The following is a 23051-nucleotide window of genomic DNA, read 5'->3' as shown; positions in this document are numbered from 1 at the left end:
CCGTCGGTGGGTTCAGTAGATGCCGAGGCCGCCGCAGACGTTGATCGCCTGCGCGGTGATGGAGGCGGCGGCGGGGGTGGTCAGGTAGTCGACCATGCCCGCCACCTCCTCCGCGGAGGAGTAGCGGCCGAGCGGGATCTTCTGCTCGAACCGGGCGAGCACGTCCTCCTCGCTGGTCTCCCAGGTGGCGGCGTACGCCTGGCGGACCCGCACCGCCATCGGGGTCTCGACATAACCGGGGCAGACCGCGTTCACGGTGGTGCCGGTGGCGGCGAGCTCCTTGGCGAGCGCCTTGGTGAAGCCGATGACGCCGGCCTTGGACGCCGAGTACGGAGCCCCGAGCGGGACGCCCTGCTTGCCTCCGGTGGAGGCGACGGTGATGATCCGCCCGTGGCCGGCCCGCTCCATGCCGCCGGTGGTCAGCACCTCCCGGGTGACCCGGAAGACGCTGGTGAGGTTGGTCTCGATCACGTCGTTCCACAGCTCGTCGCTGATGGCCGAGGTGACGCCACCGCCGTTGCGCCCGGCGTTGTTGATCAGCACGCCGATCGGACCGAACCGGTCCACCGCGGTCCGGACCGCCGTGGCGACGTCCTCCTGGGAGCGGACGTCGGCGGGTACGCCGTCGACCTCGTACCCCTCGCCGCGCAGCCGCGCGACCGTCTCCGAGACGTCCTTCGCGGTGCGGGCGCAGATGAAGACGCGCAGGCCTCGCTGGGCCAGGCGGACGGTGCTGGCCAGTCCGATCCCGCTGGTCGCCCCGGTCACCAGGGCGACCCCGGTGGTTGTCTCGGTGCTCATCGCATCAGTCTCCGATTCAGAGTTCCCGGGCTCGTTCAGGCCCCTCGGCCCGACCCTGCACCGCCGGCTTCGACTCCCGTTGGAGCGCGCCCGCGCGGCCCGCGCTCGAACCGGATTCGAAACGGGGGTGCGAACGTCGTCGCCGTACCGATCCCCAACCGCCCGAGGAGGGCCCGAGCATGACCGAATCGCTCTACGAGGAGGTCCAGCACTTCTACGGGCGGCAGATGCGCCACCTGGACGAGGGCGAGGTCACCCAGTGGGCCGCGACCTTCACCGAGGACGGCGTGTTCGCCGCCAACGCCCGCCCGCACCCGCAGGAGGGCCGGGGGAGCATCGAGCGCGGCGCCCACGAGGCGGCGGCGCGCCTGGCCGCCGCCGGGGTCCAGCACCGGCACTGGCTCGGCATGCTGGAGGTCGCCGAGCAGCCGGACGGCACCGTGCTCGCCAGGACCTACGCGCTCATCATCGCCACGCCCAAGGGCGGTGCGGCCACCGTGCACCTGAGCACCAGCTGCGAGGACCGGCTGGTGCGGGTGGCCGGGGAGCTGAAGGTCCGCCACCGCCAGGTGTGCCGGGACGACCTGCCGGCCGCCTGAGAGGAGACCCCGACATGGCTACCTCTGCGGACAGTACGACCTTCGGCGCGCCGCTGGACACCGTGTCGGAGCTGATCGGCGGCCCCCGGATCGACGACCTGCTCCGACGCTCGGCCCGGCGCTCGCCCCGGCACCCGGCGCTGGTCGCCGACGGCGAGGTCCTCGACCACGCCGGACTCGACGGACGGGTGACCCGCTGCGCCGAGGCGCTGCGCGGCGCGTTCGGCGGCCCGGAGACGGTGATCGCGATCGCCGCCGAGCTCACCGTGGACTTCGCCGTCACCTTCCTGGCGATCTCCCGCTCCGGCAACACCAGCGCCATGTTCAACCCGTTGATCTCGGACGACGCCCTGGTGCACGTCCTGAACGCATGCGGTGCGCGGGCGGCGGTGCTGTCGCCCCGGATGCACCGCCGGATCGAGGCGGTGCGGCACCGGGTCCCGGCGCTGCGGCAGATCGTGGTGACCTCGGACGCGGGCGACGGCACACCGGTGCTGGACGAACTGCCCCGGGCGGCCGTCCCGGACGGCGAGGCCGCGCGGACCGCCTGCCTCCAGTTCACCAGCGGTACCACCGGCGCTCCCAAGACGGTGCGGCTGAGCCACGACAACCTCCTGGTGAACGCCGCGCAGTCGGCGCACGCCCACCAGCTGGGCGCGGACTCGGTCTCGCTCGACAACCTGCCCTCGTTCCACCTCATGCACCTGAACACCGCGCTGGCGGTCGGCGCGACCCTTCTGCTCTGCCCGGCGGAGGACCAGGAGGCGATGGTGGAGCTGGCCCGCGCCTGGCGGGCCAGCCACCTGTACAGCCTCCCGGTGCGGCTGTCCCGGCTGGCCGGGGACCTGCGCCTGCCGGCCTTCCGGATCCCCTCGCTGCGGGCGGTGCTGTCCGGCGGCTCCACGCTGCCGCCGCGCACGACGACGGCCCTGTCGGAGCACTTCGCCGTCCCGGTGGTCCAGGGCTACGGTCTCGCCGAGACCTCGCCCTCCACCCACTTCGACCTGCTGGACCGGCCGACCACCGGATCCTGCGGCCCGCCGGTGGCGGGAACGGGCTGCCGGATCGTCGACGTGCGGACCGGCGCGGTACTGCCGACGGGCGAGAAGGGCGAGATCCAGGTCAAGGGGCCCCAGCTGATGCTGGGCTACCTCGGCGCCGGGCACGGCGAGGCCGTGCGCCCGGACGGCTGGTTCAGCACCGGTGACGTCGGACGGGTCGACGAGGAAGGCCGGCTGTCCGTCGTCGACCGGATCAAGGACGTCTTCAAGTGCGACAACTGGCTCGTGTCGCCGACCGAGATCGAGCGGGTGCTGATGCGGCATCCGTCGGTCGCCGACTGCGTGGTCTTCGACTACCCCGACGAGCTGAGCGGCGCCGTCGCCGTCGGACTCGTCGTCCCGATGGGCGATGACGTCGACCCGGCCGCCCTGGCCGGCTTCGTCAACGCCCGACTGCCCTACTACGAGCACCTGCGGCACCTGTGGCTGGCGGAGAGCATCCCGCGCTCCGCCACCGGCAAGGTGCAGCGGCGCGATCTGCGCGACCGGCTGCTCGGCAAGCCCTGACCCGCGACCGACCCAGGAGGACCAGCATGTTCACCTTCATCAACCGCTTCACCGTCACCGGTGACAAGACCGAGTTCGAGGCCGTCGTCGGGGAGATCACCGCGTACATGAGCGCCCAACCCGGCTTCCGCTCCCACCGGCTGTACCGCTCGGCCGCCGACGCGCAGGTCTACGTGGAGACCGCCGAGTGGGACGACGCCGTCTCGCACAAGCAGGCGACCGGCTCCCCGGAGTTCCGCTCGCGGGTCGGCCGGGTGATGGCGCTCGCCCAGGCCGAACCGGCCCCGTTCGACCTGATCACGCAGCACGGCGCCTGAGGAGGACGGCAGATGACGACGACCGGCGAAACCATTCCGCAGGCGGTGATCCGGCTGCGCGAGCTCGCGCTCAGCGCGGCCTGCGCCGCCTCCGTCCGCGCGGCGGCCCGGCTGGGCCTGGCCGACGCGCTCGGCGAGGAGCCCGCCACCGTGGCCGAGCTGGCCCGGGCCGTGGGCGCCCAACCGGACGCGCTGCAACGGCTGCTGCGCTCGCTGACGACCTACGACGTGTTCAGCGAGCGACCCGACGGCCGGTACGCGCACACCGACGCCTCGCGGCTGCTACGGGAGGACACCCCGCGCACCCTCAAGCACATGGTGCTCTGGGGCACCGAGCCGTGGACCTGGGAGCTGTGGGGGCACCTCGACGAGGCGGTCCGCACCGGCAAGGCCGTCTTCCCCGAGCTGCACGGCATGGACTTCTTCGACCACCTGCACGCCCACGCGCCCGAGTCGGCCGCGGTCTTCGACCAGGCGATGACCCAGTCGAGCCGGCTCTCCGCGCTAGCGCTGGCCGACCGGCTGGACCTGAGCGGGGTCGGCACGGTGGTGGACATCGCCGGCGGCCAGGGGCACGTCCTCGCCACGCTGCTGGAGCGCAATCCGGGGCTGCGCGGGACCCTGCTGGACCTGCCCGAGGTGGTGGCGGGGGCCGACCCGCGGCTGCGGCCGGGCGGCGCGCTCGCCGACCGGGCGACGCTGCTGGCCGGCGACTGCCGCCGGGAGGTCCCGGTCAAGGCCGACGTGTACCTGCTGAAGAACATCCTGGAGTGGGACGACGAGAGCACCGTCCTGACCCTGCGCAACGTGGCGGCGGCGGCGGAGCCGGGCAGCCGCGTCATCGTGGTCGAGAACCTGGTGGACGGAAGTCCCGAGATCAGGTTCACCACCGCGATGGACCTGCTGCTGCTGCTCAACGTCGGCGGCCGCAAGCACACCCAGGCCGGGCTGGTCGCCCTCGTCCGGGAGGCGGGTCTGGAGCCGACCGGGGTCCGCCCGGTCAACTCCTACCTGCACCTGGTCGAGAGCACGGTCCCGGACCGGGCCTGACGGACCGGGGTACGCGCGGCGTCGGTCCCCGAGACCCCACCGGGTCTCGGGGACCGACGCCGTCGTCCACTCCGTCCGTCAGAAGGCCGCGGCGAGCCGCTTCACCGCCTGCTCGACCCGCTCGTCGGTCTCGGTGACCGCCACCCGGACGTGCCGCGCGCCCGCCTCGCCGTAGAACTCCCCGGGCGCCACCAGGATGCCGAGCTCAGCCAGCGCGCCCACCGTCACCCAGCAGGGCTCGTCCCTGGTCGCCCAGAGGAAGAGCGCGCCCACCGAGTGGTCGATCCGGAAGCCGCACTCCAGCAGCGCCGCGCGCAGCACGGCCCGCCGCCGGGCGTAGCTCCCGCGCTGCCCCGCCAGGTGCGAGTCGTCGCCGAGCGCCGCCACCATGGCGGCCTGCACCGGGGCGGGCACCATGTGTCCGGCGTGCTTGCGCACCTCCAGCAGCGTGGCGATCACCGCCGGGTCCCCGGCAGCGAACCCGGCCCGGTAGCCGGCCAGGTTGGAGCGCTTGGAGAGCGAGTGCACGGCCAGGACCCCCTCGTGGCTGCCACCGCTGATCTCGGGGTGCAGCACCGAGCGGGTCTCGCCCTCCCAGACGTGGTCGAGGTAGCACTCGTCGTTCACCACGAGGGCGCCGCGTTCCCGCGCCCAGCCGACGATCGCGCGCAGCTCGGCGGTGCCGAGGACGCGGCCCTCCGGGTTGGACGGGGAGTTCAGCCAGACCACCCTGGGGGCGGGGCCGTCGTAGTCCAGCGGCGAGGCCGTCCGGACCAGCCGGGCACCCGCCAGCCGGGCGCTCACCTCGTACGTGGGGAAGGCGAGTTCGGGCACCAGGACGACGTCGGAGGGGCCCAGGCCGAGCATGGTGGGCAGCCAGGCGATCAGCTCCTTGGTGCCGACCGCGGGGATCACCGCGGACGGGTCCACGCTCACGCCCTCGCGCCGCAGCAGCCATGCCGCGACGGCCTCGCGGAGCTGCGGCGTACCCTCCGTGGACGGGTAGCCGGGGGCGTCCGCGGCGGCGGCCAGGGCCGCGCGGACGACGGCCGGCGTCCGGTCCACCGGGTCGCCGAGCGCCAGGTTGACCAGCCCGTCGGGGTGGGCGGCGGCGAGCTTGCGGTAGGGGAACAGGACGTCCCAGGGGAACTTCGGCAGCCGCTCTATCATGCCCGGGCCCCCTTCGCGACGGTGCGGGCCAGCGGCGTCGCCTGGCAGTCGGAGTCGATGCCCCAGGAGACGATCCGCTCCGGGGTGATCCGGATCAGCTCGTCGTCGACGTGCGGCAGGACCTCCTTGCCGCCGGTGGGGAGCGCCTGCGCGGTGCCGCGGATCTCCAGGCCCCGGACCACCCAGTCCGCCGGGTCCAGCACGTCGTCCACGACCAGCGAGACCTTCGGATTCTCCTGCACGTGGCGGTACTTGAGGCTGCGGGCCATGCCGCGACCGGTCACATCGATGGTGCCGAGGCCGGCGTTGTAGTGGAAGCCGAGCGGGACGACGTGCGGCTGCCCGCGACCGTCCACGGTGGCCAGGCGGGCGAGCGACTGCGAGGCCAGATAGGCGGCCTCGTTCGCGGTGAAGGGCATGACGGGTCCTCACATCGGTCGGATCAGGGATTCCGCCGACGCTAGGCGTCGCCCTTCGAGCCGCTTTCGTGCCCCGCCCGCGCCAGGGCTGCCAAGAGCGCTGGACACCGGCTCGAAGCGGCGCTGGCACGGTGGGCCCGTCGTACAGGAGCCGGCAGCGGAGGGCGCGATGGACTGCGATGTGGTGGTGGCGGGTGCGGGGCCGACGGGCCTGATGCTCGCCTGCGAGCTGGCGTTGGGCGGTGCCCGGACGCTGGTGGTGGAGCGTAGGGAGGAGCCGGAGAAACACTCGAAGGCCATGGGCATGCAGGGCCGCACCGTGGAACTGCTGGAACTGCGCGGGCTGCTCGACCGGTTCCTGGAGGGCGCGGGCCTGCTCAAGGGCGGCAACTTCGCCAGCCTGGGCGTGCCGATGCGGTTCGAGGAGTTCGACACCCGGCACCCGTACGTGCTGCTGGTGCCGCAGCTGCGCACGGAGGAGCTGCTGGCCGAGCGGGCGCGGGAACTCGGCGTGCGGATCGTCCGGGGCGCTCCCGTCACCGGCTTCACCCAGGACGAGGACGGCGTGACCGTCGAGACCGGGACCGGCACCGTCCGGGCGCGCTACCTGGTCGGCTGCGACGGCGGCGGCAGTACCGTACGCCGGCAGGCGGGGATCGCCTTCACCGGCCAGGACCCGCACATGTACGCGCTGATCGGGGACATGCGGTTCCGAGGTGAGCTGCCGCGCGGTGAGGGACTGGGGCCGATGCGCCCGGTGGGTCTGGTCAACCCGGAGAAGAGGTCCTGGTTCGGCGCCTTCCAGCACAAGCCGGACGTCTACCGGGCCACCGTCGCCTGGTTCGGCGAGCCCTTCCCCGACCGCAACGCGCCGGTCACCGAGGAGGAGATGCGCGCGGCCCTGGTCGAGCACACCGGCGGCGACCACGGGATGCACGACGTCACCTGGCTGTCCCGGCTCACCGACGTCTCCCGGCTGGCCGGGGCGTACCGCAGCGGCCGGGTGCTGCTGGCCGGCGACGCGGCGCACATCCACCTGCCGGCCGGCGGGCAGGGGCTCAACCTCGGTATCCAGGACGCGGTGAACCTCGGCTGGAAGCTCGCGTCCGTGGTACGCGGCCAGGGCGGCGAGGAGTTGCTGGACAGCTACCAGGGCGAGCGGCGCCCGGTCGCCGACGGCGTGGTGCGCAACACCCGGACCCAGGCCGTGCTGATCGACCCGGACCCGAGGTACGACGCGCTGCGCCAGACCTTCCGCGAGCTGATGGCACTGCCGGACACCAACCGCCACATCGCCGGGATGCTGTCCGGCTTCGACGTCGCCTACGGGACGGGTGACCACCCGTCGGTCGGGCGCCGGATGCCGGACGCCGACCTGCTCACCGCCGGGGGCGGCCGACGGATCAGCGGCTGCTTCACCGAGGCGCGCGGGCTGCTGCTGCTGCCCGAACCCGGACCGGCCGCCTCGCCACCGGCCGCCTCGCCACTGGCCGCCTGGGCCGACCGCGTCACCACCGTGACCGCCAAGGTCGCGGGCGCGGAGCCCGACCTCGCCTTCCTGATCCGCCCTGACGGCTACGTCGCCTGGGCCGGGCCCCCGGCGCGGCGCGAGGAGCTCCGCCACGCCGCGACCACCTGGTTCGGCGCCGCCTGAGAACCGCACGACCCGCACGACACCCGCAGCACACCGAGAGAGGGAGAAGATGACTTCAGTCACCGGCAGCCCCGCCGCCCGCGCGCGCCGGATCGTCGCACTCAACACCGCCTACTTCCAAGCGAAGGCGCTCCAGAGCGCGGTGGAGCTCGGCCTCTTCGAGCTACTGGCGGACCGCTCCGCCGGCGTCGACGAGATCCGGTCCGAACTGGGCGTCAACCACCGGCTGTTCAAGGACTTCCTGGACGCCCTGGTCGGCCTCGACCTGCTGACGGCCGAGGACGGCCGCTACCGCGCCGCCCCGCTCGCCGAGGAGTTCCTGCTCCCGGACGCTCCGACCTACCTGGGCGGCACCGCCCAGCAGCACGCCCGGCTGCACTTCCACGCCTGGGCGCAGCTGACCGACGCGCTGCGCGACGGCAAGGCCAAGTCCGCCGTCGCCGCGCAGGGTCCGCTGGCCTACCCCAAGCACTACGAGGACCTCGACCGCGCCCGCCAGGTCATGGCGCACATGGACGCCCACAACGGGTTCACCGCGGACGAGCTGGCCCGCCAGCTCGACTGGAGCCGCTACACGTCCTTCGTGGACGTCGGCGGCGCGCGCGGCAACGTGGCCTCCCGGATCGCCTCGGCCCACCCGCACCTGCGGGGCGCCGTCTTCGACCTGCCGGCGCTGCGCCCGCTCTTCGACGAGCTGGTGAGCACGGCCGGGACGGCCGACCGGGTCACCTTCCACGGCGGCGACTTCTTCGCCTCCCCGATGCCGGAGGCCGATGTGGTGATCCTCGGCCACGTGCTGCCCGACTGGCCGGTCGACGACCGCCGGGAGCTGCTGCGGCGCGCCCACAAGGCGGTGCGGCCCGGCGGCGCGGTGGTGCTCTACGACGCCATGATCGACCCGGACGAGCGGGACCCGGAGGTCCTGCTGCAACGGATCAACCACACCATGATCCGGGACGACAGCTCCGCGTACTCGCTCCAGCAGGCCCGCGACTACCTGGAGGAGGCCGGCTTCACGGTCGACCGGGTGACCGCCACCGACACCATCACCCGGGACCACTTCGCCATCGGCGTCAAGTCCGCCTGAACGGAAGGGAGAACGACGTGACGGAGCACGCCGCACCGCAGGCGGAACAGCCGTACGACGTGGTCATCGTCGGCACCGGCCTGTCGGGCACCATGCTCGGCTCGATCCTGGCCAAGCAGGACTTCCGCGTCCTGCTGCTCGACGGCACCCACCACCCCCGGTTCGCCGTCGGCGAGTCGACCATCGGGCAGACGCTGGTGGTGCTGCGGCTGATCGCCGACCGGTACGGGATCCCGGAGATCGCCCACCTGGCGAGCTTCGAGGACGTGCTGGCCAACGTGAGCAGCGCGCACGGGCAGAAGAGCAACTTCGGGTTCATGTTCCACGAGGACGGCGAGGAGCCGGACCCGAACCTCACCAGCCAGTTCCGCATCCCCGGGATCGTCGGCAACGCCGCGCACTTCTTCCGGCAGGACACCGACGCGTACATGTTCCACACCGCTGTCCGCTACGGCTGCGACGCGCGGCAGGACTACCGGGTGGAGCGCGTCGACCTCGACGACGACGGGGTCACGGTGGTCGGCGCGGACGGCAGCAGCTACCGCGCCCGCTACCTGGTCGACGCCAGCGGGTTCCGCTCGCCGCTGGCCAAGCAGCTGGGGCTGCGGGAGGAGCCCAGCCGGCTCAAGCACCACGCGCGCTCGATCTTCACGCACATGGTCGGGGTGGAAGCGATCGACGACCACCTGGACACGCCCGACGGGCTGCGTCCGCCTGTGCCGTGGAACGACGGGACGATGCACCACATCTTCGAGCGCGGCTGGATGTGGATCATCCCGTTCGACAACCACCCCGGGGCCACCAATCCCCTGTGCAGCGTGGGCATCCAGCTCGACCCGAGGACGTACCCGGCGCGCCAGGACCTCACCGCCGAGGAGGAGTTCTGGTCCCACGTGGACCGCTTCCCCGCGGTGCGGCGGCAGTTGGAGGGCGCCCGGAGCGTGCGCGAGTGGGTCCGGACGGACCGGATGCAGTACTCCTCGACCCGGACGGTCGGCGAGCGCTGGTGCCTGATGTCGCACGCGGCCGGGTTCATCGACCCGCTGTTCTCCCGGGGGCTGTCCAACACCTGCGAGATCATCAACGCGCTGTCCTGGCGGCTGATGGCGGCGCTGCGCGAGGACGACTTCTCGCTGGAGCGGTTCGCCTACGTGGAGCGGCTGGAGCAGGGCCTGCTGGACTACAACGACCGGCTGGTGAACAACTCGTTCATCTCCTTCTCCCACTACCCGTTGTGGAACTCGGTGTTCCGGATCTGGGCCTCGGCCAGCGTGATCGGCGGCAAGCGCATCCTCAACGCGCTGACCGCGACCAAGGAGACCGGTGACGACACGCACTGCCAGGCCCTGGACGACAACCCGTACCCGGGGCTGTGGTGCCCGCTGGACTTCTACAAGGAGGCCTTCGACGAGCTCACCGAGCTGTGCGAGGCCGTGGACGCCAAGCGGATGACGGCCGAGGAGGCCGCCGCCACCCTGGAGCAGCGGGTGCGGGAGTCGGACTGGATGCTGCCCGCGCTGGGCTTCAACGACCCCGACACCCATCACATCAACCCGACGGCCGAGAAGATGATCCAGCTCGCACAGTGGGCCACCGACCACCCCCGCCCGGAGATCCGGGAGCTGCTGGCCGCCAGCGCCGAGGAGGTCAAGGCCGCCATGCGCAGGAGCTAGGGTCCTGTCCGGCCGAGGACGGCCGGCGGGACCGCCGAGGGCCGCGCCCGGGGAGCTGATCCCCGGACGCGGCCCCTTCCGTCGTCGGCGCGCCGCTCAGCCCTCGGCCGCCAGGGTCAGCGCGACGGTCCTCGGGTCCTCCTCGACCGGCCAGCGGGCGTAGGAGCGGCGCCAGTACATCAGCGGGCTGGGCACCTCCGGCCGGGCGGCACCGTCCACGACGGCACCGATCACGATCGTGTGGTCGCCGGCGTCGAGGGCCGCGGCGACCCGGCACTCGGCGTGCGCGACGGCGTCCAGCGGCACGGTGGGCAGGCCACCGAGCCGGCTGGGCTCCCAGCGGACGCCGCTGAAGCGGTCGCCACTGGCCGAGGCGAACAGCGCGGAGGTGTCCTCACCACCACCGCGCAGCACGTTCACCACGAACTCGCCGCGGTCCAGCACGGCCCGCAGCACCCGGCTCTCCCGATGGATGCAGACCAGCAGCAGCGGCGGCGTCTTGGAGACGCTGCACGCCGCGGAGCAGGTCAACCCGTACGGCTCGCCGTCGGCGCCCAGGGTGGTCACCACGGTCACTCCGGTGGGCAGCGCGCCCATGATGGACAGGAAGGTCGGGCCGTCGACGCAGTCGCCGGCGAGGTCCTCGGGCAGGGGTAGGGGCATGGTGGGCATGGGGTCTCCACTCTCGGCAGTCCGGTGCGGTGTCCCCATGCTCGTCGGGCGCGTTCGAGTCGCCGTCGGGTACGCCGCGTACCCCTGGCCCGGGAGCGGGACCAGGGGTACGCGGGTTGCCTCGGACGCGCGGTCACTCCTCGTCGCGCAGCTCCCGCAGCAGGAAGGTGAGCACGAAGCCGACCGCCAGGATCAGGCCGCCGACCAGGAACATCGTCTGGAAGCCGGCGGCGAAGGCGTCGATCGTGCGGGCCGCGAGGCCACCGCTCGTGGCGGGGTCCGAGAGCGCCTGGCGCACCGCCTCGTCACCGTTCAGGTCACCGCCGATCCGGCCGGCCGCGACGCCGAACAGCACCGACATGAAGACCGCGGCGCCCGCCGTGCCGCCGAGCTGACGGAACAGGCCGGAGGCGGCGTTGGCCACGCCCAGCTCGGACTGGGGCGCCGCGCTCTGGATGGCCAGGGTGATGACCGTCTGGGAGAGCCCGATGCCCAGGCCGAGCCACGCCGTGAGCACCACCACCACCCACAGCGGGGTGTCGGCGCCGGCCGTGGAGAGCCCCAGCAGCGAGCCGGCCATCGAACCGAGCCCGACGATGGCGGGCTTCTTGAACCGGTTCGTCTTCTTGATGATCTTCGCGCAGACCATCTGGGAGATGATCGCGCCCGTCATCAGCGGGATGATCACCAGCCCGGCCACGGTGGCGGTGCGGCCCTGCACCAGCTGGAGGTAGAGCGGCAGGGTGGAGACCGTACCGAAGATGCCGACACCGATGGTGAAGTTGACTGCGGTGGCCAGGGTGATCCCGCCCCGCTTGAACAGCCGCAGCGGGACCATCGCCTCCAGGCCCCGGGCCCGCTCCGCCAGGACGAACAGCACCAGGCCGAGCGCGGCGACGGCGTACAGCACCAGCGAACGGCCCGAACCCCAGCCCCAGTCGAGGCCCTCCTCGGCGACGACCAGCAGCGGCACCAGCCAGAGCGCGAGGGTGACGGCGCCCCGGTAGTCGATCGGGTGGTTCACCCGCTGGTGCGGCAGGTTGAGTGCCTTGCGCACGCTCAGCAGCGCAACCAGCCCGAGCGGCACGTTGATCAGGAAGGCCCAGCGCCAGCCGGTCACCCCCAGGATCTCGCCGGCGCCCGCGAACAGCCCGCCGACCAGCGGGCCGAGCACGCTGGCCGCGACCCACGCCATCATCAGGTAGGAGAAGTACCGGCCGCGCTCCCGCACCGGGGCGAGGTCGGCGATGACGGCCGTGGGCAGCGACATCAGCCCGGCGCCGCCGAGTCCCTGGACCACGCGGGCGACGGCGAGCGTCTCCATCGAGTTCGCCAGCGAGCAGGCCGCCGACCCGACGATGAAGACCACGATCGCCGCCAGGTAGAGCGGCTTGCGGCCGTAGATGTCGGAGAGCTTGCCGTAGAACGGCATCGCGATCGTGGAGCTGACCAGGTAGCCGGTGATGACCCAGGCCTGGACGGTCTGCCCGTGCAGCTGGTCGCCGATCGTGCGCAGCGCGGTCGAGACGATGGTCTGGTCGAGTGCGGCGAGCAGGACTGCCAGCAGCAGTCCGGTGAGGGCCGTGATGATCTGGCGGTGGGTGAAGCCGGCCGGGCCGGCGTCGTCCGCGACGGCCTCGTCGGTCTGCGAGGCGAGGTTTGCCATGTCCTGTTTCTCCATGCGGTTTCGGTCGGCCCGCCGTGCGGTGCCGGACGACCGCACAACCCGGGCCCGACACACAAAATCGACAAGCTCTTGTCAATTTGAGGGTAGTGCCCACCTCGAGTAAATGACAAGCTCTTGTCGAAATCGCGCGAGCGTGCTGCGATTAGGCTTCCGTCATGACCGACCTCTCCCCCGTGGCAGATACCTTGAGCGAGATCACCACCGAGTTGTTCGCCGTCAACGGCGCCCTGCTGCGCGCGGGCGACGGGCTGTCCGGCCGGTTCGGGCTGACCTCCGCGCGATGGCAGGTCCTCGGCCTGCTGGCAGACGGTCCGCACAGCGCCGCGCACCTCGCGCGGGAGCGCGGGCTGCGCCGCCAGGCCGTCCAGCAGACCGTGGTCAAACTGGTCGAGGACGGCCTCGCCACCACCAGCCCCAACCCGGCGGACCGGCGCGCACCGCTGGTCTCGCTGACCGCAAAGGGCGCCGACGCACTCGCCCTGCTGGAGCCGGCCGAGCGGCGCTGGCTGGAACACCTGGCCTCGCCACTGGACCCGGACGACCTGAAGGCCACGCTGCGAGTGCTGCGTGGCCTTCGGGCGGCGCTGGCCGACGAACTGCCCCCGTCGGTCGCGGGCGACAGTGGCACCGCGGATCTCACAGGTCCAACGTGACCTCGTACTCCGTGAGCCAGGAGTTGAGCCAGAGCACCAGCTCCAGGCTCCCCCGGTCGTACGGGCGGCTCACCGCGCCCAGCGGCCGGTCGACGACCGCCCGCGCCCGCCCGAGGTCCAGCAGCGGCAGGACCGGGGCGTCCGCGTCGCGCAGCAGCCGGGCGAGTTCGGCGCGCAGCACGGCCTCGTAGCCCGGGTCCTGGGTGGCCGGGTACGGGGTCTTGACCCGCTCGACCACCGACCGCGGCAACAGGTCGGCGACGGCCGCGCGCAGCAGGCTCTTCTCCCGGCCGTCGAAGGACTTCATCGCCCACGGCACGTTGAAGACGTACTCCACCAACCGGTGGTCGCAGAACGGCACCCGAACCTCCAGGCCCACCGCCATGCTCATCCGGTCCTTGCGGTCGAGCAGGGTCTGCACGAACCGGGTCAGGTTGAGATAGGTGATCTCGCGCATCCGACGGTCATCGGCGGACTCCCCCGGCAGCACCGGCACTTCGGCGAGCGCCTCCGAGTACCGCGCGGCCCGGTAGCCGTCGAGGTCGAGCTTGTCCAGCAGTCCCTGCTGGAACAGCGAGCGGCCGCCGAAGTAGCGTGCCGAACCCGAGGTGAGCCAGGGGAAGGTGGTGGCGCGCAGGGCCAGCGGGTTGTGGAACCAGCGGTAGCCGCCGAACAGTTCGTCCGCGGCCTCGCCGGACAGCGCCACCGTGCACTCCCGCTTCACCGCCCGGAAGAACAGGTACAGCGAGGGCCACATGTCACCCCAGTACGCGGGCGGCAGGTCGGTGGCCCGCAGCACCGCGGCGCGCACCGCCGGATCCGTCAGATCGCCGCTGTCCAGCAGGACTTCGCGGTGTTCCGCACCCACGTGCCGGGCCAGGTCGCGGACGAACGGCGCGTCCGGCGCCTGGCGCACCGCGTCCGGGGCGAAGCCGTCCGCCGCGCCCCGGAAGTCCACCGAGAACGAGCGCACCGGCCCCGACCGGGCCGCCAGCGCCGTCACCGCCGAGGAGTCGAGGCCTCCGGAGAGCAGGCAGCCCAGCGGCACGTCCGAGACCAGCTGGCGCGCGACCGTGTCGGACAGCAGCTCCCGCACCGTCCCGATGGTCGCGGACAGGTCGTCGGTGTGCTCACGGGCCTCCAGCCGCCAGTAGGTGTGCCGGCGCACCCCGGTGCGCCCGACCCGGACGAGTTGGCCGGGCCGGACCTCGCGCATCCCGGAGAAGACGGCCGCCTCGGGCGTCTTGACCATGTCCAGCGCCTCGCACAGCCCCTCCGCGCCGACCCTGCGCGGCACCGCGCGGTCGGCGAGGACGGCCTTCGGCTCCGAGCCGAACAGCACGCCCGTGTCCGTCGGGTAGTAGTACAGCGGTTTGACGCCCATCCGGTCGCGGACCAGCAGCAGTTCCTCGGCCTGCTCGTCCCAGATGCCGAAGGCGTACATGCCGTTGAGCCGGTCCACCAGCGCGGCACCCCACTGGAGGTAGCCGCGGAGCACCACCTCGGTGTCGCACGCCGTCCGGAACCGGTGGCCGAGCGCGATCAACTCGGCGCGCAACTCACGGAAGTTGTAGACCTCGCCGGCGAACGTGATCGCCGCGCCGCGGCCCCGGTGCCGGGCGGTCATCGGCTGCTGCCCGTGCGCCGGGTCGATCACCGCCAGCCGGCGGTGGCCGAAGCCGACCCACGGGCCGAACCAGAGCCCCTCGGCGTCCGGCCCTCGGCAGGCCATGGTGTCCGTCATCGCCTGCAGCAGATCACGGCGCTGCTCGGGGGAGGCGTCGAAGTCGACCGCCCCAACGATGCCGCACACGCTCAACCCACCTGGGTCAGGCTCAGGTTGACCGCGGCCAGCAGCTGCCGCGGGGTCCTGGCCTCGACCACGACGTCGTCCGGCAGCGCGATGCTCCGGTCCCGCTCGATCATGTTGACGGTGTTGAACAGCGCCAGCGAGTCGTAGCCCAGGGCCTCGAAGGGCACGTCCAGGACGTCGTCGAGGTCGACGCCCTCGTCGACGCCCGCGGCCTCGCGCAGCGTGGTGATCAGATCGTCAAGGGTGAACTCTGCCATGGCGTTTCCTCAGTTCGGTCGATCGTCGGTCGGTTCTTCGGCGGCCGCTTCCGCGGCTCGCCTGCAGTCGGTCGGAAGTCGGTCGGAAGTCGGTCAGCGGTCGGTCAGCAACCCGTCAGCACCAGCGCGCTGTTGAACCCGCCGTGCCCACGGGCGAGTACCAGCGCGCTCCCCAGCCGGGACGGCCTCGGCCGGTCCCCCACCAGGTCCAGCTCACCGAAGGCGGGCCGTCCGAGGTGGACGGAGGGCGGGATCACCGAGTCCCGCATGGCCAGCAGCGCCGCGGCCACGTCCAGCGGGGCACCCCCGGCGAGCAGCCGGCCGGTCATCGTCTTGGGCGCCGTCACCGGCACCCCGCGCGGTCCGAACACCGCGCTCAGCACCTCGGCCTCCGCCCGGTCCCGCTCGGCCACCCCGCTGGCGTCGGCGAAGACCACGTCGATGTCGGACGGGCCGGCCCCGGCGTCGGCCAGCGCCGCCTCGATCGCCCGCCGCAGCCCGGGCGGACGCCCGGAACCGGGGCGCGGGTCGAAGGTGGCCGAGTAGCCGGCCACCTCCCCGTAGTGGCGGCGCTGCCCGCGCCCGGCCGCCCGCTCGGGATCCTCCAGGACGAGCAGCGCACCGCCCTCCCCCGGCACCCCGCCCGACGCGTCGGCGTCGAACGGCAGGAAGGCCCGCCGTGGGTCCCGTTCCGGGCTCACCGTGCCGCTGCGGGTGAGGCAGAGCCACGACCACGGGCAGAGCGAGCCGTCCACCCCGCCCGCCAGCATCAACGCGGTGCCCTCCCGGACGTGCCGCCGCGCCTTGGCCAGTGCGTCCAACCCGCCCGCCTGCTCGGCCACCAGCGCCGAGCCGGGGCCCCGCATGCCGTGCCGGATCGAGATCTGCCCGGTGTTGACCGGGTAGAACCAGGCGAAGGACTGGTACGCGCTGACGTATGCCGGGCCCTTGCTCCACAGCGCCGTCAGCTCCCGCTGCCCGAACTCGAACCCGCCGGCGGAGGCGGCCGTGACCACCCCGGCGGCGAAGTCCGGCATCGTCGCCGGGTCCGCCCCCGCGTCGGCCAGGGCCTCCTCCGCCGCCACCAGCGCCAGCCTGGTCATGTGGTCGGTCTGGGGCAGCAGCCTGCTCGGCAGATGGTCCTCCGGCCGGAAGTTCACCTCACCGGCCACGTGCGCCCGGTAGCCGGCCGAGTCGAAGCGGGTCACCGGGCCGAGGCCCGAACGGCCGGCCAGCGTGGCCTCCCAGTACTCCTCCACACCCCAGCCGTTCGGCGCCACCACGCCGATACCGGTCACCACGACCTTCGTCATGCCCCGCTCCATTCCGGCTCGGCCAGCACGATCGCGCTCTGGAAGCCACCGAAACCACTGGCCACGCTGAGCACCGTGGACACCCGCTGCTCCCTGGCCACCAGCGGCACGTAGTCCAGATCGCACTCGGGATCGGGCACGTGCAGATTGGCCGTCGGCGGAACCACCGAGTGCTCGATCGCCAGCGCGCTGGCGGCGAACTCCAGGGCACAGACCGCGCCCAGCGAGTGCCCGATCATCGACTTGATCGAGCTGACCGGCACCCGGTAGGCGTGCTCGCCGAGGCTCCGTTTGAACGCGGCCGTCTCGTGCCGGTCGTTCTGCTTGGTGGCCGAGCCGTGCGCGTTGACGTACGCGATGTCCTCGGGATTCATCCGGCTCCGGTCGAGCGCGACCCGAATCGCCTCCGCCATCTCGTTCCCGTCCAGCCGCAGCCCCGTCATGCTGTAGGAGTTGCAGCGCCCGGCGTACCCCGTGACCTCGGCGTAGACGTGCGCGCCGCGTCGGCGCGCGTGCTCGCGCTCCTCCAGGACGAACATCGCCGCGCCCTCGCCGAGGGCGAAGCCGTTGCGGGTCAGGTCGAACGGCCGCGAGGCGCTCTCCGGCTCGTCGTTGCGCGGCGAGGTCGCCTTGATCGCGTCGAAGCAGGCCACCGTGATCGGAGAGATCGCCGCGTCCGACGCACCGGCCAGCATCACGTCCGCCTCGCCGTCACGGATCAGGTCGCAGGCGTGGGCGATCACGTCGATACCGGAGGTGCACCCGGTCGAGACCACGCCCACCGGCCCCTCGGCCTCCACCAGCCAGGCCAGTTCGGTCGCCATCGAGGACGGCACGAAGTAGTCGTACAGATAGGGCACACCGTGGGCGTCGTCGACCAGCTGCCGCCGGCCCTCGTCGCTGACCACGGCGAACTCGCGGTCGAGGCTGATCGTCATCCCGCACGCCGTCCCGGCCATCACCCCGGTGCGGAGCGGATCGTTCGACCCCGACACCCCGGAGTCGGCCAGTGCCTCGCGCGCCGCCACCATGGCGAACTGCGCGGTGCGGTCCCATTGCCGGATCTGACGCTGGGTCAGACCACTGGCCACCGGATCGAAATCACACTCGGCGGCCACCCGGGACCTGAACGGCGACGGGTCGAACGTCGAGATCGTCCGGGTCGCCGTCCGGCCCGCGGTCAGCAACTCCCAGAACGCCTTGGTGCCGACCTCGCCGGGGGCCACCACCCCCATCCCGGTCACCACCACGCGGCGCCGCCCGTCCTCACCTGACACCGCTGCTCCCCCGCTCCGCATCCGACATACCCGATCGCCTCCTGTCCGTGAGAAGAAATCCGCCGGCACCGATCGTCGGCTCCCGCCCTCGCGGCGGATTCGAGCCGCCGTCCACCTGCCGCGCGGCCCGCCGCGCGAACCGGCGTTGAGGAGTGCTGCCTAGCCTCTGGTCGCATGGACATCGACACCGACATCTGCGTGGTCGGCGGCGGCCCCGCCGGGCTGACGCTCGCCCTGCTCCTGGTCCGCTCCGGCGTGCGGGTCACCCTGCTGGAACGCAGCCGCTCGCTGGACCGGACGTACCGCGGCGAGATCCTCCAGCCCGGCGGCCAGGCACTGCTGGACGAGCTGGGCGTCCTCCGCCCGGCGCGGGCGCACGGCGCCGTCGAGCACCAACGCTTCCTGCTGGAGGAGCGCGGCCGGATCCTCATCAACGGTGACTACCGACGGCTGCCCGGACCGTACAACTGCCTGCTGAGCCTGCCACAACGCCACCTGCTGGCCGAGCTGCTGGCCGCCTGCGCACGGCACGACGGCTTCCGCTACCTGGCGGGCACCAGGGCGAGCGGGCTGGTGGAGGAGGGCGGCGTCGTCCGCGGGGCGGTCGCCGCCGGGCCCGGCGGCGCGGGCGAGCAGGTGATCCGGGCGCGGTGCGTGGTCGCGGCGGACGGCCGCTTCTCGAAGATCCGCACCCTCGCCGGCATCGGCTACCGGCGCCAGGAGCTGTTCAGCCAGGACGTCCTCTGGTTCCGGCTGAGCGGAGCGCCGCAGCGGAGCACCGGGCACACGCGGGACGTCCGGGTCTTCCGGGCCGGCGGCAATCCGGTCCTGAGCTACTCCTCGGTGCCCGACTCGCTCCAGCTCGGCTGGACGCTCCCGCACGGCGGCTTCCGTCGGCTGGCCGACCGGGGAGCCGACCACATCATCGAGCAACTGTGCCACGCCGCACCGGAGTACGCCGAGCGCATCCGCGAGGAGATCACCGGCTTCGGGGACCTGTCCCTGCTCGACGTCTTCTCCGGCAGCGCCGAGGAGTGGGTGCGCGACGGGCTGGTGCTGATCGGCGACAGCGCCCACACCCACAGCCCGATCGGCGCGCAGGGCATCAACCTCGCCATTCGGGACGCCGTCGCGGCTCACCCCGTCCTGGTCGAGGCGGTGCGCAGCGCCGACGCCGGCGCGGCCCGGCTCGACCGGTACACAGCGCTGCGCAGGCCCGAGGTGGACCGGATCACCCGGATCCAGCGGATCCAGAGCCGGATGATGCTCTCCACCGGGCGCCTCTCCTCGGCGATCCGCCCGCGGACGGCGGCTCTGGTGTCCAGGACCCCGCTCTACGGCGCGATGCTGCGCCGGATCGCCTTCGGCACCTCGCCCGTCCGGCTGCGGACCGATCTGCTCGGCTCCACCGGACGGTGACCGGCGCCCTCCCCCACCCCTCCCGGTACGTCACCCCATTTCCCGTACCGGCCTGGCAGCCGCCCTCACCAGGGGCACCGAGCGAAGAGGTAGAGCGTGATGACTCCACTGATCGATCCGCATCAACTGTCGGCCGCCGGGCCGACCGAGGCGGCGACGGCGGGCGGTGTGCTCGTCGCCCTGGCCGTCATCCTCGGCACCGCGTTCGTCTGCGGGAGACTGGCCGTCCGGCTGCGCCAGCCCGCCGTCATGGGTGAGATCGTCGGCGGGGTCGCCCTCGGGCCCAGCCTGATCGGTCTGCTCCCGGGACGGTTGGACGCCGTCCTGTTCCCCCCCGAGGTCCAGCCCCATCTGCGGGTGCTCTCCCAACTCGGCCTGGTCTTCTTCATGTTCATCGTGGGGTACCGGTTCGACACCGCCCATCTGCGGGGCGCCGGGCGCCGGGTGACGGCGGTGTCGCTCAGCTCCGTCGCACTGCCCTTCGCACTCGGCCTGGGCCTCGCGGTGCTGCTCCAACCCTGGTTCGACGCATCCCAGTTGAGAACCACCGGCTGGCTGGGCCCGGCCCTGTTCCTGGGGACGGCGATGTCCATCACGGCCTTCCCCGTCCTCGCCCGGATCATCGCCGAACGCGGGATGCACCAGGATCCGCTCGGCACCCTGTCGCTCGCCTGCGCCGCCCTGCAGGACTTCCTCGCGTGGTGTGCGCTGGCCGTGGTAGTGGCCGTGGTGAACGCCCAGAGCCCTTGGGCGCTCGGACGGTTGGCGCTGAACACGGTCGTCGTCGTGCTCGTCCTCGGTTGCGTCGTCCGCCCCGCCCTCGGCTGGCTGCTGGCGCCGGAGCGGCGCCGCGCCGTCGGCGGACCGTGGATCCACGCCGTCCTCGTCACCGGGACACTGCTCTCCGCCTGGGTCACCGGCGAGATCGGCCTGGACGCCGTCTTCGGCGCCTTCATGTTCGGCGCGGCGGTGCCCCGCGACCGGATCGACGCCCTCGCGCCCGAGGTCCCGGAGCGCATCGAGCAGGCCGGCCTCCTCCTGCTGCCGGCCTTCTTCACGGTCACGGGGCTGGCCGTCGACCTGACCGGCATCGGGTGGCACGGCCTGGTCATCGTGGCCGCGGTGCTGGTGACGGCCTGCGTCGGCAAGTTCGCCGGTGCCGCCGCCGCTGCCCGGCTCACCGGCTCGACCAGGCGGGAGGCGGCCGCCCTCGGCATCCTGCTCAACGCCCGAGGCCTCACCGAGCTCGTCATCCTGAACGTGGGCCACCGGCTCGGCGTCATCGATACCCGGATGTTCAGCGCGATGGTGGTCATGGCCCTCGTCACGACCCTGATGACCGGGCCGCTGCTGCGACGCGTCGCCCCGCGGGGCACGCCACCACCATCGCTCCGCGCCCGCTCGGCCGCCCCCGAGGCGGTGTCCAGCAACTCCTGACCGTCCGGCCCCGAAGGGGTCAGAAGTCGCGCGGCACCGGTCCACCGGAGATGTCGCGCAGCTGCCTGCGCAGCTCCCTCTCGACGTCGCTGAGCGGCAGGTCGGGGCGGAGCCGCTCCGGGTGGCCCGGCCCGGGACCAGCGGGAGGCGGCGGCGCGACCGGCGGGGCGTACCCCGACAGCTGCCCGAGGGCGATCAGGCCTCGCAGCAGCGAGCGCAGGCAGGAACCGAGCAGTGAGCAGCGCATCCGCCGAGGATGGCGGGCCGCCTCGGAGCGCCCGTACAGCAGCGTTCGAGCGGGTCGGCCACCTCCAGCCGACCGCCACCCCGCTTCAGCCGCGGGAGGCGACGGGGCCGGCTGCGGCACGCCGCCCGGCCACCGCGGCCCTGCCGTGCCATCACGACGCAGCCGACGGCGCCGCCTTCGCGCCCGGCACCGCAACGGACGTGATCAGCTCTCCCGTACGTCCGCGGATGTCGATGCGGACCGGCAGCGTGCGGCGCCGCACGCTGGTCCCGCCGGGCCCGGCCGAGTGCGCCCGGCCCAGCACCTCTGTCACCGCCATGACGAGCGCCGTCGTCACGGCGTCCTCGGTGATCGGCCCGATGTCGTCCCCGAGCCAGTGCAGGACGAGCGCCCACTCGCCGTTTCGGGTCCCCGTGCGGGGCTGGGTGGGCTCCGCGTTCAGACCGAACTCGGCGAGGGCCTCGATCAGCGACTCCACGTCCTGGCCGTCGAGGTGCTGGAAGTTCTCTTCGATGAGCAGCTGTGTCATGAGCGTTCCCCCATGTGGTGGTCGGTCGGACGCGGACTCGGACGGCGCCTGCCGGACGTCGCCCTACGACGATGCCGCGCCAGGGGCAGTCCGGCCCGACGGCCGGGCTCCCCTGACGATCGATCAGTGCTTCTGATGGCGTGGACGGTCGTTCCGGCCCACCCGGTTGCCGCCGCCGGACATCTTGACGCGTTCCGTACGCACGGACGGCCACACGTCGCCACCGCGGGCCGCCGGACGACAGCACGACGGCACGACGGCACGACGGCACGACGGCACGACGAGGCGGCCCCGGTGCACGGATTCCCCGGCACCGGGGCCGCCTCGTGCGCTGAGCGGGGCTCACGCGCCGAGCGGGGCCGCGTCATGCGCTGAGCGGCGGCGATCCGGGCAGCGTCGCGCCCGCCGGGTGGGCGGGCGCAACGGCGGCTTCGGCCCGGTCAGTTCCAGGGGTTGGCCGCCTGGTCGTTGATGGCCGTCCAGAACCGGGTGTTGTTGGGGATGTTGCCGTAGGCCCAGAAGGTCCAGCCACCGGTCTGCGCCAGGTCGGACCCGAAGTGGCCGTCGTGGAACTCGGCCTCGCGCCAGCCGGCCCCGAAGGAGGCCTGGCAGAGGCTGTCCGCCGCGGCCCGGCTGTTGAGCCGGGCGCCCCTGACCGGCCGGCTGAGGGCGACGGTGCCCTGCGCCCAACCGTTGTAGAAGCCGATGCTGATCCCGGACGGGGCCGGGCTGCCGTCGACGTCGAGGCAGAGCACGGGCAGCGAGACCGACGGCGCGGTGTCGCCGTTGCAGGCGTTGCTCGGGCTGCCACCGGGGCCGCCGACCTGGACGGTGCCCTCCGGGCCGTAGGCGACGACGGACCAGGTCATCCCCAGGTGGGTGCCCGGTCCGGTGGCAGCCTCGGCCGGGGCCGCGGACAGCGGGATCAGGGCGGCTGCGGTGACGGCGGTCGCGGTGGCGACGACCTTCTTCAGACGGTTCATCAACTGCTCCTGGTTCGAGGCGTCTCGTCATCGACGGCGACGCCACCTCGGCGGTCCGCGCCGCCTTCGACCTCTCCTACCGCTCGCTCCCCGCCGAGGCCCGGGCCCTGCTCCGGCTGCTCGCCCTGGCCCCGGCCGTCGGCGTCGGCCCCGGCGCGGCAGCCGCCCTGACCGACACCCCCACCGCCGCCGTCCGGCCCATCCTCGATCACCTGGCCACCGCCCACCTGCTCACCCACGAGGACCACCACCGCTACCGGCTCAACGACCTCCTTCGCCTCTACGCCGCCGAACGCTGCACCGCCGAGACCGGTACCGCCGAGCGCCGCGCCGCCCTGGAACGCCTCAGCTCCTGGTACCTCCACCACGCCGACTCCCCCTCGCCGCCACCCACCCCTCCCGTCGCGGACCACCCGTGGAGCCGGG

23 protein-coding genes are annotated in these 23051 nt (G+C 72.8%); 10 read left to right on the top strand and 13 right to left on the bottom strand.

All coding sequences use genetic code 11. From position 1 onward, the window contains the following. Positions 1–12 precede the first annotated feature (12 nt). Complete coding sequence (locus ACFWPI_RS28795) at positions 13–801, bottom strand: SDR family NAD(P)-dependent oxidoreductase (protein WP_063346329.1); 789 nt, start codon at positions 799–801, stop codon at positions 13–15. Positions 802–980: 179 nt separating this feature from the next. Here ACFWPI_RS28795 and ACFWPI_RS28790 point away from each other — a divergent pair, with 179 nt between their 5' ends. From ACFWPI_RS28790 to ACFWPI_RS28775, 4 genes are read left to right on the top strand one after another with little or no spacing between them, the layout of a single operon-like run. Beyond that, positions 981–1400, top strand: coding sequence for a nuclear transport factor 2 family protein (locus tag ACFWPI_RS28790; RefSeq protein ID WP_380378660.1), 420 nt, complete (start codon positions 981–983; stop codon positions 1398–1400). A gap of 14 nt (positions 1401–1414) precedes the next feature. Then, entirely contained in the window at positions 1415–2968 is a 1554-nt protein-coding gene (locus ACFWPI_RS28785) for a class I adenylate-forming enzyme family protein (RefSeq protein ID WP_063346331.1), read from the top strand. Between the two features lie 26 nt (positions 2969–2994). After that, positions 2995–3285, top strand: a complete 291-nt coding sequence (locus tag ACFWPI_RS28780; RefSeq protein ID WP_063346332.1) for an antibiotic biosynthesis monooxygenase — start codon at positions 2995–2997, stop codon at positions 3283–3285. A 12-nt stretch (positions 3286–3297) separates the two neighbouring features. Beyond that, positions 3298–4335, top strand: a complete 1038-nt coding sequence (locus tag ACFWPI_RS28775; protein WP_380425127.1) for a methyltransferase — start codon at positions 3298–3300, stop codon at positions 4333–4335. Positions 4336–4413: 78 nt separating this feature from the next. Here ACFWPI_RS28775 and dapC read toward each other — a convergent pair whose 3' ends face one another. Together dapC and ACFWPI_RS28765 are read right to left on the bottom strand one after the other, a co-directional pair. Next, a complete protein-coding gene (gene dapC, locus ACFWPI_RS28770) occupies positions 4414–5505 on the bottom strand; it encodes a succinyldiaminopimelate transaminase (RefSeq protein WP_380379913.1) in 1092 nt (363 codons plus the stop codon). Further along, positions 5502–5924 (bottom strand): PPOX class F420-dependent oxidoreductase, encoded by a 423-nt coding sequence (locus ACFWPI_RS28765; RefSeq protein ID WP_380379910.1) that lies wholly within the window; start codon positions 5922–5924, stop codon positions 5502–5504. Before ACFWPI_RS28765 ends, dapC begins: the two co-directional genes overlap by 4 nt. 169 nt (positions 5925–6093) lie before the next feature. On the opposite strand from ACFWPI_RS28765, the gene ACFWPI_RS28760 reads away from it, so the two are divergent. Genes ACFWPI_RS28760 through ACFWPI_RS28750 form a run of 3 tightly spaced genes read left to right on the top strand, consistent with a single transcriptional unit; the run spans position 6094 to position 10338 of the window. Beyond that, a complete protein-coding gene (locus ACFWPI_RS28760) occupies positions 6094–7578 on the top strand; it encodes an FAD-dependent monooxygenase (RefSeq protein ID WP_380379907.1) in 1485 nt (494 codons plus the stop codon). Between the two features lie 49 nt (positions 7579–7627). Beyond that, positions 7628–8665, top strand: a complete 1038-nt coding sequence (locus ACFWPI_RS28755) for a methyltransferase (RefSeq protein ID WP_380379904.1) — start codon at positions 7628–7630, stop codon at positions 8663–8665. A gap of 17 nt (positions 8666–8682) precedes the next feature. Beyond that, on the top strand, positions 8683–10338 hold the full coding sequence (locus ACFWPI_RS28750; RefSeq protein ID WP_380346393.1) for an NAD(P)/FAD-dependent oxidoreductase: 1656 nt from the start codon (positions 8683–8685) through the stop codon (positions 10336–10338). 96 nt (positions 10339–10434) lie between these two features. Here the strand turns inward: ACFWPI_RS28750 and ctcQ are convergent, their stop codons facing one another. Further along, positions 10435–11010, bottom strand: coding sequence for a flavin reductase CtcQ (gene ctcQ, locus ACFWPI_RS28745; RefSeq protein ID WP_380379901.1), 576 nt, complete (start codon positions 11008–11010; stop codon positions 10435–10437). A 133-nt stretch (positions 11011–11143) separates the two neighbouring features. Beyond that, positions 11144–12676, bottom strand: a complete 1533-nt coding sequence (gene tcr3 / locus ACFWPI_RS28740; protein ID WP_380345791.1) for a tetracycline efflux MFS transporter Tcr3 — start codon at positions 12674–12676, stop codon at positions 11144–11146. Between the two features lie 176 nt (positions 12677–12852). Between tcr3 and ACFWPI_RS28735 the strand changes: the two genes are divergently transcribed. Continuing rightward, on the top strand, positions 12853–13350 hold the full coding sequence (locus ACFWPI_RS28735; protein ID WP_063346340.1) for a MarR family winged helix-turn-helix transcriptional regulator: 498 nt from the start codon (positions 12853–12855) through the stop codon (positions 13348–13350). Here the strand turns inward: ACFWPI_RS28735 and asnB are convergent. The 4 genes from asnB to ACFWPI_RS28715 form a co-directional block, all read right to left on the bottom strand. After that, complete coding sequence (asnB, locus tag ACFWPI_RS28730; protein WP_063346341.1) at positions 13334–15163, bottom strand: asparagine synthase (glutamine-hydrolyzing); 1830 nt, start codon at positions 15161–15163, stop codon at positions 13334–13336. The two genes, ACFWPI_RS28735 and asnB, sit on opposite strands and share 17 nt — an antisense overlap. Before the next feature lie 2 nt (positions 15164–15165). Beyond that, the gene (locus ACFWPI_RS28725; protein ID WP_063346342.1) at positions 15166–15420 is read right to left on the bottom strand and encodes an acyl carrier protein; all 255 of its coding nucleotides are present in this window, start codon (positions 15418–15420) and stop codon (positions 15166–15168) included. A 104-nt stretch (positions 15421–15524) separates the two neighbouring features. Then, the gene (locus ACFWPI_RS28720) at positions 15525–16733 is read right to left on the bottom strand and encodes a ketosynthase chain-length factor (protein ID WP_063346343.1); all 1209 of its coding nucleotides are present in this window, start codon (positions 16731–16733) and stop codon (positions 15525–15527) included. Beyond that, positions 16730–18010, bottom strand: a complete 1281-nt coding sequence (locus tag ACFWPI_RS28715) for a beta-ketoacyl-[acyl-carrier-protein] synthase family protein (protein ID WP_279634872.1) — start codon at positions 18008–18010, stop codon at positions 16730–16732. Before ACFWPI_RS28715 ends, ACFWPI_RS28720 begins: the two co-directional genes overlap by 4 nt. A 174-nt stretch (positions 18011–18184) precedes the next feature. Between ACFWPI_RS28715 and ACFWPI_RS28710 the strand changes: the two genes are divergently transcribed. After that, positions 18185–19429: an FAD-dependent monooxygenase gene (locus ACFWPI_RS28710; RefSeq protein ID WP_063346345.1), complete on the top strand. Its 1245-nt coding sequence runs from the start codon at positions 18185–18187 to the stop codon at positions 19427–19429. Positions 19430–19528: 99 nt separating this feature from the next. Further along, positions 19529–20866: a cation:proton antiporter gene (locus ACFWPI_RS28705; protein WP_380379894.1), complete on the top strand. Its 1338-nt coding sequence runs from the start codon at positions 19529–19531 to the stop codon at positions 20864–20866. 19 nt (positions 20867–20885) lie between these two features. On the opposite strand, the gene ACFWPI_RS28700 is transcribed toward ACFWPI_RS28705, so the two are convergent. The 4 genes from ACFWPI_RS28700 to ACFWPI_RS28685 all read right to left on the bottom strand — a co-directional run bounded on the left by ACFWPI_RS28700 (position 20886) and on the right by ACFWPI_RS28685 (position 22993). Then, a complete protein-coding gene (locus ACFWPI_RS28700) occupies positions 20886–21113 on the bottom strand; it encodes a DUF6059 family protein (protein WP_063346347.1) in 228 nt (75 codons plus the stop codon). Positions 21114–21264: 151 nt separating this feature from the next. Beyond that, a complete protein-coding gene (locus tag ACFWPI_RS28695; protein ID WP_063346348.1) occupies positions 21265–21642 on the bottom strand; it encodes a hypothetical protein in 378 nt (125 codons plus the stop codon). 440 nt (positions 21643–22082) lie between these two features. Further along, the gene (locus ACFWPI_RS28690; RefSeq protein ID WP_380378339.1) at positions 22083–22625 is read right to left on the bottom strand and encodes a hypothetical protein; all 543 of its coding nucleotides are present in this window, start codon (positions 22623–22625) and stop codon (positions 22083–22085) included. Continuing rightward, the gene (locus tag ACFWPI_RS28685; RefSeq protein ID WP_380378338.1) at positions 22625–22993 is read right to left on the bottom strand and encodes a hypothetical protein; all 369 of its coding nucleotides are present in this window, start codon (positions 22991–22993) and stop codon (positions 22625–22627) included. The genes ACFWPI_RS28690 and ACFWPI_RS28685 overlap by 1 nt, the downstream gene beginning before the upstream one ends. Positions 22994–23051: the final 58 nt, after the last annotated feature.

Origin of the sequence: Kitasatospora sp. NPDC058492, from assembly GCF_042720685.1 — a bacterium.
Lineage (GTDB): Bacteria > Actinomycetota > Actinomycetes > Streptomycetales > Streptomycetaceae > Kitasatospora.
The sequence above is the reverse complement of the archived record's forward strand: the minus strand, read 5'-3'. Positions and strand labels throughout refer to the sequence as shown.

Bases quoted from the DNA above. Each gene is read 5' to 3' on its own strand.
- ACFWPI_RS28795 (WP_063346329.1), bottom strand. From the start codon at position 801: ATGAGCACCGAGACAACCACCGGGGTCGCCCTGGTGACCGGGGCGACC.
- ACFWPI_RS28790 (WP_380378660.1), top strand. From the start codon at position 981: ATGACCGAATCGCTCTACGAGGAGGTCCAGCACTTCTACGGGCGGCAG.
- ACFWPI_RS28785 (WP_063346331.1), top strand. From the start codon at position 1,415: ATGGCTACCTCTGCGGACAGTACGACCTTCGGCGCGCCGCTGGACACC.
- ACFWPI_RS28780 (WP_063346332.1), top strand. From the start codon at position 2,995: ATGTTCACCTTCATCAACCGCTTCACCGTCACCGGTGACAAGACCGAG.
- ACFWPI_RS28775 (WP_380425127.1), top strand. From the start codon at position 3,298: ATGACGACGACCGGCGAAACCATTCCGCAGGCGGTGATCCGGCTGCGC.
- dapC (WP_380379913.1), bottom strand. From the start codon at position 5,505: ATGATAGAGCGGCTGCCGAAGTTCCCCTGGGACGTCCTGTTCCCCTAC.
- ACFWPI_RS28765 (WP_380379910.1), bottom strand. From the start codon at position 5,924: ATGCCCTTCACCGCGAACGAGGCCGCCTATCTGGCCTCGCAGTCGCTC.
- ACFWPI_RS28760 (WP_380379907.1), top strand. From the start codon at position 6,094: ATGGACTGCGATGTGGTGGTGGCGGGTGCGGGGCCGACGGGCCTGATG.
- ACFWPI_RS28755 (WP_380379904.1), top strand. From the start codon at position 7,628: ATGACTTCAGTCACCGGCAGCCCCGCCGCCCGCGCGCGCCGGATCGTC.
- ctcQ (WP_380379901.1), bottom strand. From the start codon at position 11,010: ATGCCCACCATGCCCCTACCCCTGCCCGAGGACCTCGCCGGCGACTGC.
- tcr3 (WP_380345791.1), bottom strand. From the start codon at position 12,676: ATGGCAAACCTCGCCTCGCAGACCGACGAGGCCGTCGCGGACGACGCC.
- ACFWPI_RS28735 (WP_063346340.1), top strand. From the start codon at position 12,853: ATGACCGACCTCTCCCCCGTGGCAGATACCTTGAGCGAGATCACCACC.
- ACFWPI_RS28725 (WP_063346342.1), bottom strand. From the start codon at position 15,420: ATGGCAGAGTTCACCCTTGACGATCTGATCACCACGCTGCGCGAGGCC.
- ACFWPI_RS28720 (WP_063346343.1), bottom strand. From the start codon at position 16,733: ATGACGAAGGTCGTGGTGACCGGTATCGGCGTGGTGGCGCCGAACGGC.
- ACFWPI_RS28710 (WP_063346345.1), top strand. From the start codon at position 18,185: ATGGACATCGACACCGACATCTGCGTGGTCGGCGGCGGCCCCGCCGGG.
- ACFWPI_RS28705 (WP_380379894.1), top strand. From the start codon at position 19,529: ATGACTCCACTGATCGATCCGCATCAACTGTCGGCCGCCGGGCCGACC.
- ACFWPI_RS28700 (WP_063346347.1), bottom strand. From the start codon at position 21,113: ATGCGCTGCTCACTGCTCGGTTCCTGCCTGCGCTCGCTGCTGCGAGGC.
- ACFWPI_RS28695 (WP_063346348.1), bottom strand. From the start codon at position 21,642: ATGACACAGCTGCTCATCGAAGAGAACTTCCAGCACCTCGACGGCCAG.
- ACFWPI_RS28690 (WP_380378339.1), bottom strand. From the start codon at position 22,625: ATGAACCGTCTGAAGAAGGTCGTCGCCACCGCGACCGCCGTCACCGCA.